Origin of the sequence: Pseudaminobacter soli (ex Li et al. 2025) (genome assembly GCF_003012705.1) — a bacterium.
GTDB classification, from domain to species: Bacteria; Pseudomonadota; Alphaproteobacteria; order Rhizobiales; family Rhizobiaceae; genus Pseudaminobacter; species Pseudaminobacter soli.
On record NZ_PXYL01000043.1, the window covers coordinates 1 to 10166 of the forward strand.

8 protein-coding genes are annotated in these 10166 nt (G+C 57.7%); 2 read left to right on the forward strand and 6 right to left on the reverse strand.

Translation table 11 applies throughout. The features are described from left to right. Positions 1-414, forward strand: a 414-nt coding sequence (locus tag C7I85_RS29855) for an IS3 family transposase (RefSeq protein ID WP_146149016.1), incomplete at its 5' end; no start/stop codon positions are given. 58 nt (positions 415-472) lie between these two features. Then, positions 473-775 (forward strand): HNH endonuclease, encoded by a 303-nt coding sequence (locus C7I85_RS32445; protein WP_181257461.1) that lies wholly within the window; start codon positions 473-475, stop codon positions 773-775. A gap of 28 nt (positions 776-803) precedes the next feature. Here C7I85_RS32445 and C7I85_RS29865 read toward each other — a convergent pair whose 3' ends face one another. From C7I85_RS29865 to C7I85_RS29890, 6 genes are read right to left on the reverse strand one after another with little or no spacing between them, the layout of a single operon-like run. Beyond that, positions 804-1526: a hypothetical protein gene (locus C7I85_RS29865; RefSeq protein WP_106727622.1), complete on the reverse strand. Its 723-nt coding sequence runs from the start codon at positions 1524-1526 to the stop codon at positions 804-806. Further along, a complete protein-coding gene (locus C7I85_RS29870; protein WP_106727623.1) occupies positions 1523-3310 on the reverse strand; it encodes an AIPR family protein in 1788 nt (595 codons plus the stop codon). Before C7I85_RS29870 ends, C7I85_RS29865 begins: the two co-directional genes overlap by 4 nt. Beyond that, a complete protein-coding gene (locus tag C7I85_RS29875) occupies positions 3307-4320 on the reverse strand; it encodes a PD-(D/E)XK motif protein (RefSeq protein ID WP_181257462.1) in 1014 nt (337 codons plus the stop codon). Before C7I85_RS29875 ends, C7I85_RS29870 begins: the two co-directional genes overlap by 4 nt. Then, positions 4310-7144, reverse strand: coding sequence for a Z1 domain-containing protein (locus C7I85_RS29880; RefSeq protein WP_106727625.1), 2835 nt, complete (start codon positions 7142-7144; stop codon positions 4310-4312). The genes C7I85_RS29875 and C7I85_RS29880 overlap by 11 nt, the downstream gene beginning before the upstream one ends. A gap of 4 nt (positions 7145-7148) precedes the next feature. Then, on the reverse strand, positions 7149-8648 hold the full coding sequence (locus C7I85_RS29885) for an ATP-binding protein (RefSeq protein ID WP_245445169.1): 1500 nt from the start codon (positions 8646-8648) through the stop codon (positions 7149-7151). Further along, positions 8645-9688 carry a sigma-70 family RNA polymerase sigma factor gene (locus C7I85_RS29890; protein ID WP_146149017.1) on the reverse strand — a complete coding sequence of 348 codons (1044 nt, stop codon included), beginning with the start codon at positions 9686-9688 and terminating at the stop codon, positions 8645-8647. The genes C7I85_RS29885 and C7I85_RS29890 overlap by 4 nt, the downstream gene beginning before the upstream one ends. Positions 9689-10166: the final 478 nt, after the last annotated feature.

Here is a 10166-nt window from a genome sequence, read left to right on the forward strand (position 1 = left end):
GATCTGTTCTCGCGCCGTGTCGTCGGCTGGTCGATGAATGCGAGCATGACGGCCCAACTCGTCACCGATGCGCTGATCATGGCGATCTGGCGCAGAGGCAAGCCGGATGCGCTGCTGCATCATTCCGGCCAGGGCAGCCAATATACCAGCGAGCAGTTCCAGAGGCTGATGGCCGATCACGGCATCACCTGTTCCATGAGCCGATCCGGCAACGTCTGGGACAACGCCGCCATGGAGAGTTTCTTTTCCTCGCTGAAAACCGAGAGGACGGCGCGGAAGGTCTACAGGACCCGCGATGACGCCAAGGCGGATGTGTTCGACTACATCGAGCGCTTCTACAACCCGAAGCGTCGCCACTCCACGCTGGGCTATCTCAGCCCGAACGAGTTTGAAAACAAGTTGGGATTAGCCTAACTCAGCGTCCGAAAAACCGGCAGCAGGCCACATCCGTACCGAAAGAAGCACACTGGCTGTGAGTCTGGCCAAGAGCAAAAATGCATCCCGATGCGAAATATGCGATGACGACTTCAACTTGCGCTACGGAGCTCCTTATATCGAAGCCCATCACATTATCCCGATAGCCAGCAAGGCATCAGAATACAGGGTTACAGCCGCAGATTTCGCCCTCCTATGCCCGAACTGCCACAAGGCAGTTCACGTCCACATGGCAAAGGGTAGCGAGGACTATACGCATATAAAAGATATGCTAAAGCAAAGACTGTCTTCGCTACGCCAAGTTGATATTGAGCAACCCCACGCAAATAGGGCACGCTAAAGGACCGATAATTTCGCGGCTCTCGCTATTAACTCGGCAACTTCGCCAAGCCGGAACCGGCAAGCAGACGAGTAATGTCATTCAGCGATGATGAAGAACCATCCTCTTCGCCGGATGCGGTCAGCCAGTCACCACCACTCTTCCAGTCTCTTTCCTGGCCGACAAGCTGCTGTACCGCCCGGACAGCCGGCAACCCGCCTTTTCCATCATCCGACAAGACCGGATCCAACTCGCTTTCCCACAATGATCCTGTGTCTGGCGAAATTCCGAGCCCACCACCAAGCGCCGAGCGCTCGTCTTCGCTGAGGTCCAGAGCGGCAAACGCGGCACCTGGCTCAACTTCGATCCCGAACAACCATGCAATTCGGGCTGCAGCCAAGCCGGAACCGGGGGCCATCAAAACGAGCGTCGAACCGTCGTGCCTCTTACCGATAAGGAGAAAGTCGCCTTCGCGTGCCTTCGCGGTCACCAAATTGTCGTAGTAGTACAGCCTGTACTCGGATCGCGTGGGATGCCGAGCCCGGGCGTCATACCACGTGAGCATCCCGGTTTCAGCCAAGACACCGCCGTCGTCAGACATCCTGATAAAGTCTGTTGGCAACTTTTGCGGATGCTCCTTCCCGAACAGTCCGATCAGGGGCTTTGATCCGTTGAACTCGTGTTGGTTGGAGCGAGTGATGTCCGTCTCGACTGCACTCAATCGCTTGAACACAGCACCACTGAACGACGCTGAGAGAACACCGCCCGTCATGCGTGACTACGCGATATTTCAGGGACATCTGCGGGAGGAGGCGGTAACGACGATGCTTTCAGGCTTTCCCAGCATTCGTCCTTTTTGGCCCATTCCGATACCTGTCGGGCACCCGCATCGTCCCTGAGGATATCGTTCACCCGCGCGGCCAGATTGCTGATGTACCCGGAAAGCTGCGATGACAGGCCCTGCTTTTGCCAGATGGCATCCAGTGACAACCTGCTGCCGGCAATCTCAGACAATGACGCGACAGTGTAGGCGGTGATGTTTGCCTGGTACGCCTGGAATCCCCCGGTCCGCACGATCTTCTGAGCCGTTCGAAAAAGGATAGTCTGCGCAATCGCGTGCTTGTATCTCGAGACGTCAGGAATAACTGAGGTGACGGTGTCGTCATCCGACATGAAGCGGTCGAAGTTCTTCTGGTTGCCGAGGGACACGATCTGAGGTTTTCGGCCCCAAGCCTGAACGTATTTCGCCAGATCGGTCTTTGTGATCTTTCGACCGGGCGGGATAGCTTCCTTGATCTGTCGCAGTCTGGCCGGCGTTGTCCCCTCACGGGCAAGCATTACGTTGTAGCTTCCAGCCGCACGCTCGTAGAACCACCTGCTGGTACCATCCGGGCAATAGGTTGAGAGCGCGAGCTTCTCCAGCTCGACGTGAAATGGCTTGTTTGCCGAAAGGTCCGATACTTTCACCGCATTCTGGCTATTTGCATATCGCGAGATATCGCTGATCAGCAGCTCCTCGGCGTCGGGGTTATGGGAATGTAGGACAATAACCTTTGCGGGCACACGTACGCGTGTGAGATCAATGTCAGGATGCTTGCGCTTTGTGAAATATATCGACGCAGTAGTCTGGCCGCCGTTCACAATCTGCATGCCCTTGAGCCATGCAAGCCCCATTGACCCGTCGGCTGCGCGTGCAAGGCTCGCTTCATCGGCAATCAGAACAATACCGTTATTGTAGGCCATGAAACGTTCGGGTGCATCACGCAGCGTATCCCGGATGCCTTTGTTGACCTTGCCGGTCTGACTGAGGAATGATCGTACGTTGGCTTCGAGCAGCCTTGCTCCGTAGCGCTCATACAGCAGCCGCAGCGTCGCCCCGGGAATTGCCGTAAGCGCGTAGTCGTATTCCTCGTTTTCGCCCGGGACATAGACACAGGGCAGGGGCGAGCCACAGACTTCCTCGAAACTGACCACAAGCTCATCGCGAGGTTTGCCTTCGGACCAGTGACGGTGGAGCCGTTCGATGTCCATGACCTCAAGCCGGACCGATTTTCCCGCGACATCCCGCGGCTTGAAGACGCGCGTCTTTGCCTGGCGGTCCGTCAGAATGTAGACCCTGATCTGCTCGAGATCCTCATAGCAATCCTTGATCGTAAGGCTGAACTCATAGGCGTCATCGGAGGGGTCGATCGCTGCCACGAGTTTACCATCGGCTGATTTTCCGAGGAATTTGAGGCATTGTTCTGCGGCGCGCACGACGTCCGCATCAGCGATAGGCTGGACGGCATCAACGCCATCGTAGAGGGTGACAAACAGATCGACCTGATCAGCATCATCGGAGACCGCGTACCCATTGAGCTTCAGCTTCGAACCCGAAACGGTACGCTCTATATGCAGGACACGAGGATCAAATGTCATCCCGCATTCTGCCATGTGCTGCATGACAACGTCCGAAAATGCCGCTTCATCCTTGAGATAGGTTCCGGCGACCATCCGGTCCGATACCATGGACCGCACCTCCGACTGGGTCTGGACGAGAAATTCCTCAAGTGTCATTCGCTGAAAACTCCGTATTGCTGCAATGCGGCTCCAAGCGTCAGAGGGACGCAAGCCACGAGATCAAGATCGATTTCATACTCGGCGGCGCGGATCTCCGGGCTTGTCCTGCTGCGAACAAGTGCGGGGAATGTTTCGTTTACCTCGAAGAGCCGAATGTTTAGAGGGATAAACCGCCGTTTGTAGAGTTCCGAAGCCTCGTCCACGAAACCGGACAGCATAAGCGTTCGGTTAAGTGTGGAGAGTACGTCTCCGTCGGCGGCAAGTTGCCTCATAGCGCCAATCAGCTCGGGAAGGGTCTGGCCCTCGTCGTGCCGACTAAAACGGATGGCGGCCAGAAGAACGGCCCGTTCTCTCATTCCGTCCAGCTGTTCCAGTGAGCTGATATGTGCAGAAAAGCTGTTTGCCGACAGTGTTGCCTTGACCTCGACGCCGATCACAGCGGTATGGAAATCCTGGAGGCTTCGTGAGGGACCGTTCCATGCATGCACCACATCTGCAACGGCCGCTCCACCGGCGATCGCTTCCCGCATGAAGGTGAGCTCGCCAAACAGACCAAGCTCCTCTTCGGGGCGCAAGAGGTCGGTGCGTGGTTTTCGCATGAATTCCTGCCATGCCCGGATTCTGGCCAGCATGAGGTTTAAAAGCCAGGAATCGGACTGTGTCGTCGCGCGAGAGAGTGCAGAAACGATATCAGCTGCCATCTGAACGAACAGATCACGGCCGGCGCCGGACTGACGCGTCAGGCATAACCACGTGCTGAAACCTGCCGAAAAATTCTCTTTCGAGATCTCGACCCGGAAACCGGTCCCTTCAGGAAGATCGGCCTTCTGGAGTTCTGAACCAACGTTAAAGCCGACCAGCAGGGTTTCCCCTCCCTCCGGGAAAACAATGCCGCCCCTGAACCGCGGACTGGAGTGTCCGAGCGCCACGGTCAGCCAGCCCTTGTCAGCTTTCTGGCCAGCCAATGCACGCCATGCAGTTTCCAGTTCGTCGGTATTAGTCAGCACCGCCGTACTCCTGTGTCCATGCAATGTTATTGACCTTGTATTCGACCTTTGTGCCGGAATGGCTCGACGGGAAGCTGATACCGAACGCGACCACAGGCGGGAGAAGCGGGTCGATGTGGCCCCCGGCCTCTGCCGGATCGAGGACATACAGGAGCAACAATCCTCGCTCGGGGTGACCAGCCTGTCCGGAAATACCTTCCCCCCGAAGTTTGCGGATAGACGGTCCTGATGGTTCGTCCGGCCCTTCGGTTGATTTTGATCGTGCCGGATCGGGCTTCCAGCCCTTCCTTGTCGTATCCAGCGCTGCGAGCCATTCCTCGTCCGTCAGATCGATCGCCTCGTCCCGTGGTGAGAGCAGTCGGCCGATCGAGTATTTGCCGGCAGATACCTCTGCCGCGCGCGTTAGCATCTGGATTTCGAGGTCCTCCGTCAGATTGAACGATTTCCCCCTACCGCTTCCAACCACCGCAATAGTCCAGTTGGTGAGTTCTCTCTCAATATTCATCCGGGTGATGAACTCAGCAAGCAAAACACTGTTCACCTTGTAGGCATCAGGATGGGTCCTGTATGCGTTCAGGAAATCGATGACCTGCACTGCGGGAACGTTATTCCAAAGGCGACCTTTCCATCTTTGTGTACTGTCACCACGCTGTCGGATGGGGTCATTCTCTCCAGTCCCGAGCTGGCGCACCAAGCTGGCTGTCGCGTCCAGATTTCGTTGCAAAACGCCTTTCTCGGAGAAAAGCGATACGGTTTCAGAAACTTGTCCACTAAACGACAGCATGAGGCTTCGCGCTGATCGCATTTTGAGCCTCGATGTCACGAGCAGCACCGGGTGGGACTGGACCTTAAGCCCATAGTCCCGCGGTGTCGAACCTGCCGCTGCCATCAGATCGAACTCCTCCCGCAACTCTTCCGCCGCGTCCGCAATATGCCCGAACCAGTCAGCAAGTTCATCGGTCGTATACAGTCGGCACAGGTCGATATAGCCCGGCCGATACCCGAACCATCTGCCCATCTGCATGAGAGTGTCGTACATCTTGGAGGTGCGCAGAAAGTAACTTGTGCAAAGACCTTCCAGAGTGAGACCGCGTGACAGCTTGTCGCCGCCAATCGCGATGACCTTCAGACCCTGTCCCTGCTGGTCGGCATAATCCAGCGCGTCCTTCGCCGTACCATTGATCATTCTGACGTCGACGTCGGTGATGATCTGGGTGACCATCTCCAGTACTTCGGACCACTCGGGCAGGCTGGCGTCGTCTGCGAAAACCGGAAATTCTGACTGTGCTGTGACGCTTGTCGGCACGAAATCCGTGAGCCAAAGCTGCTCCAGGCGGGCGACCGACGATTCATGGCCAATCCGACGGACCAGGCGCTGCTTCAGCCCGGAAACGTAGTTTTCGACCTTTTCGTGGACGTACTTCTGGACAGAGGTAAATCGCGTCACATGGACGAGCATCGAGGAATGGGCATCGCCCTGACCCCTCAAATCACGGACCGCACAGGCAATGAGGAACGAGTCAATTGCCTGTTCAAGTGTCAGCGGCAGACCGCTTTCGCGGTCTGTCAGGGGCACATAGCCATTCTTGTGTGTGTGCGGCATCCAGCCGCCCTTGCCGTCTCCGCCGGTGTGATCTGCAACAGGCCGGAACAGGGGCAGCCCTGCGGTCCGCCCCGACGTCGACTGCAAGCCGAAGATCTGTGCCGGGCCGACATAACTGGAGGGGGCCGCAAGGTTCACGATAAACGCCGATGGGAAAAGATCTGGACCTTCCTCTTTGGTCTGTCCTCTTTCGTGAATAAAAATGTTTGCGAACGGGGTCGCGGTGTATCCGACATACGCCGAGCGCGTGAAAGTATGGAGGATCTTGCGGGTAAGACCGTTGATGGCGGTCGGCTGGTGCTCCTCGTCGGGCGCGCCGTCCTCCCCGAATACCTGCTCTCCCGTATCGACCGAAGCGTGATCGGCTTCGTCATCGATCAGGAGCAGTGGCAGTCGCTGCACAATCCGGCGTCCGTTCTCATCCTGTCCATCCGCAACGTGATGCCGTATCCAGCCGAGCAGGCGCTCCAGAACCGTCTTGTTTTTCTTGATGACGAACAACCATGGGCGCTGTTCGGGCGTGATCCCGAGGGTGTTGGCCCGCGCGGTGCTGAAGTCGCCGTTATTGGTCCGGTTGGTAACGTAGTTGGGACGGATGGACGGATCCCGGTCGATGAGGCCAACGCCGATCTCACGGATATCATCGGCGATCGGTCGGGTTTCATAACCGAGAAAACCTTCATCGAGGCGCATCTGCGTCTGGGATCTGAGATTGTTGTGGAGCCCGGCGAGTACGATGATGATCTTGTAGCCTGCGTCGGCCGCCTTGCAGACAAGCCCGGTATAGTTTCCCGTCTTGCCCGATTGGACATGGCCGACCACCAGCCCGCGCCGGTCCCACGGCCCGTCACGTGCGGGGTCCTCCAGCATGCCAAGTATGGTGTCCGTCGACCGGTCGAGCCCCTCCACAGCGACAACCGACATTTTTCCCTCGAGATATTCGCGGTAACGCTGCCAGTAACGCCAGTCCCCTTTCCGACCTGCGTTCAGCCAGGCTTTGTGACCCTCATCGTTCTGGATGGTGGAATCCGCGCCGACCCAGATGCTGAAACGGCGAACTAGTTCATTGATGGCAGCGTCGCGATCCAGTCCCTCTTTCCAGGCCGGTTTGAACATCAGAACCTGATCGATCTTTGTACTGATCAATCCAGGGCTGATCGCGCTTCGCTCCTCTTCCATCAGGAGTTCCTGGGCAAACTTGACAACTTTTTCGTTGCTCAAAAAACTATCCCTTTGGTTCAAATGTGAGTGTTTCGACAAACGTAGACCATGCATCGAACGGCTCGGTCACTGCCATCTGCCGGCGGGCCTGTTCTAGTGACAGGCCCTTTCGGCTGACGAGACTGTTGAATACTGTCTGCATGATGGATCTCAGCTCGTCCGGCGGCGTCCCCTCGAAGCCGGTCTTCGGCGTGTCCTTCGCCTCGGCCGTATCAAGCCAGATTTGCTGGACCGGAACCGTTTCCTCTATGATCCGGAGCATTGCCAGGATATCGGCGCGCAATGGACCCGCCTGCTCGAGCACTGCGGCTACCGCTGTATGGTATTCATCTATCCTGTATCGGATACCGCCGGACAGACGATCGGCACGCCACGCAGGTACGACCGGTCCGACCCTGGCGCTTTGATCCGGTTTGCCGCGAAACGCAAACACCTTTCGTGCCCGCTGGCGGACATCTTCGGCAAACAGGGACAGGCGGGGACGGGCCTCCAATGGAGGCCGTGCTGTCGATTTTCGTATGTCGATCTTCCAGTCCTCATCGGCGCTGTTCGGTATATCCAGCTTGATCCGCGCAAGACGAAATGGCTCTTCCTTCGTCCAGGAACGGCCGCGACCAAGTCCGAGCCAGTGCCCCGCTACGAGAAGGCGTTCGTTCCGATAGACGTAAAAGCCCTGCTGCGATGTCCAGCCATCGGGTCCGGCCGCCTCGGCCCAGGTCTTCTCCGGAAGACGATCCTTGTGCGGAAGAACAAACCCCTCGACCGCTATTTCGTAACCGTTGACAGAAAACCGGTCGCGGCCGGAGCGCCACGTGTCCGATCGGCTTTCGAGAAAAGGGTCCCACGCCCCCACTGGCTTGCCGTTGATGCGGATCGCCAGCTTTCGCGAGGCGATGTACCGATGAAAAACCATTGCCAGATGTTTTTCGATAACATCGATCAGCTCGAGAAAATCCTGTGACCTTGCGCCGCGCGGAACAATGCGGTCCATATTCTCCCATAGCACGAGCGTGCCATGGTCGAGAGGCTCCAGATTTCCCAAGAGCCCCTCTGACCCGGGCGCTGGCCCCTCAAGAAGTGACCAGGAGCCGCTCCTGTCGTCGCGCAGGACATCGAGGTCCCATCGAAGGGTGTTGGTAACATTGTCTCTCCGTGATGCCACGGTAAGGCGTCGTGCCTGCGAAAACGAGGCGGTTTTCAGACCGAGGCCGAACCGCCCGAGATCGCTGTTGCCGCGTTCTTCAAGGGGATTCTTTTCACCGAGCCGCATGGCCCGATCAAGAAGCACGTCATCCATTCCATCGCCGTTGTCGAGAATGGAAATGGCACTCGATGTACCGTTCCAGACGAACGTGAGGTCGACCGTCGTGGCATTGGCGGCAATGCTGTTATCAATGATGTCAGCAAGCGCTGTGGCTGCAGAGTAGCCCAGGCCACGCAGCGCCTCGATCATGGCACTGGCGCGCGGCGGCGCATTTCGCGCACCTGTGATCGGTCCACTCAAAGGAACGCCTCCAGTTTCTTTGACCTGTTCGGGTGCCGGAGAATTCGCAAGCCCTTCGCTTCGATCTGCCGGATGCGTTCTCTTGTCACGCCGAATTTCTCTCCGACCTCTTCGAGCGTGTGCTCCTCAACGCCTCCCATACCGAAACGGAGACGAAGTACGCGCTCCGTTCTCGCCGGCAGCATCAAAAGCATTTCGCTCGTCAGGGAGCGCAGGTTTGACAGGTCATGTCGGCGATCGGGTAGCGGGACACTGTCATCGACCAGCAATCGCGAAACAGCAGGGAAGGGGGCGCCCGGGATAGCGAGAACGTTTTTGATCTTTCCGGGAGAAACTTCCAGTTCGCCCGCAATCTCTTCGACGCTCGCCTCGCGACCGAGCCCGGCCTTCGTTCGTTGCCGGATGCGTTCAGTCTTTCTGACAAACTCACCGATATGAACCGGGACGCGTATCAGGCGAGACTGGTCTTCGATGGCCCGCAACATGGCCTGACGTATCCACCAAACCGCATATGAACCGAACCTGCTGCCTTTGGTGCTGTCAAACTTTTCGACCGCCCGCATCAGCCCGATGTTGCCCTCCTGAATGAGGTCGTCGATTGGTAATCCTCTTCTGCGGTATCGGTACGCCAGCCAGGGCACCAGCTTCAGGCCCCCCTCCATACCCCGGTCCCTGGCCCTCCGGTAGTTATCGAGCGCCAGTCTGAGACTTTCGAGGTCTTGCCTGTCCGAAATCTTTTGCTCGAGTTCATTGAAGAGCTTCACAAAATCCCGCAAGAAGAGCTCCGGTGCTGAGGGTTCGCTGACGCCCGTTTCGAGTGCCACATCATCTCCGGTCTCGGAAACATCGCCGTCGTCATCAGCCTCCTGCGCATCGTCCACAACCTCTTCGGTTGGCAGGAGTTCACTCTGCAGGGCCAAGGGAGTTATCTTCAGAAACCCGGTGAACGCTTCTACGAGGCGCGCTCGGGCTTCAGCGACCTTACCGAAAATTCTTACCTCGCGATCGGGGCTGAATGGTCCGAACTCGGCAATCTCCATCCTGTATTTTCCAGCTGTGTCCAGCTGGCTAGCGCACGTGTCGCGGAAACTGTCGAAAACCTCCTGGCAGAGATGGAGGTCCCGACTTGCCGGTTCCGCGTTGCTGATGCACTGGAACGGGTTCCCGGGACGGGCAGGGAAAACCCTGACGTTGGCCGCGGCGAGCAACTGCCGCAGTTGACGGATATGCTCCGGCCTGGCCCGCGCCCATGCAGTACTAACCGCATCGTCAGTAAGCCATCCCGCAGCGAGACCGTTGACAATCACTGCGTAAACCGACTGCGGGATCGCGACTGTGGCTTTTTCCGTGGTACTGGCGGGGAGAGAAATATCAGCGGTTTCCCAGTCGTCGTGGCCTGCCCCTATGAGGTGGTCCGGTTTCAGTCTTAATGCATGATGGGCTTATCGGCCAGCGGCAGAGCCGATGATGGTGCCGCTTTGCCGGGTTTCGACGGCCATATGAGGGCCTCCGGCGCCG

Coding starts and splice junctions, on each gene's coding strand:
- C7I85_RS29890 (WP_146149017.1), bottom strand. CDS start 9,688: ATGGAGATTGCCGAGTTCGGACCATTCAGCCCCGATCGCGAGGTAAGA.
- C7I85_RS29865 (WP_106727622.1), bottom strand. CDS start 1,526: ATGACGGGCGGTGTTCTCTCAGCGTCGTTCAGTGGTGCTGTGTTCAAG.
- C7I85_RS29870 (WP_106727623.1), bottom strand. CDS start 3,310: ATGACACTTGAGGAATTTCTCGTCCAGACCCAGTCGGAGGTGCGGTCC.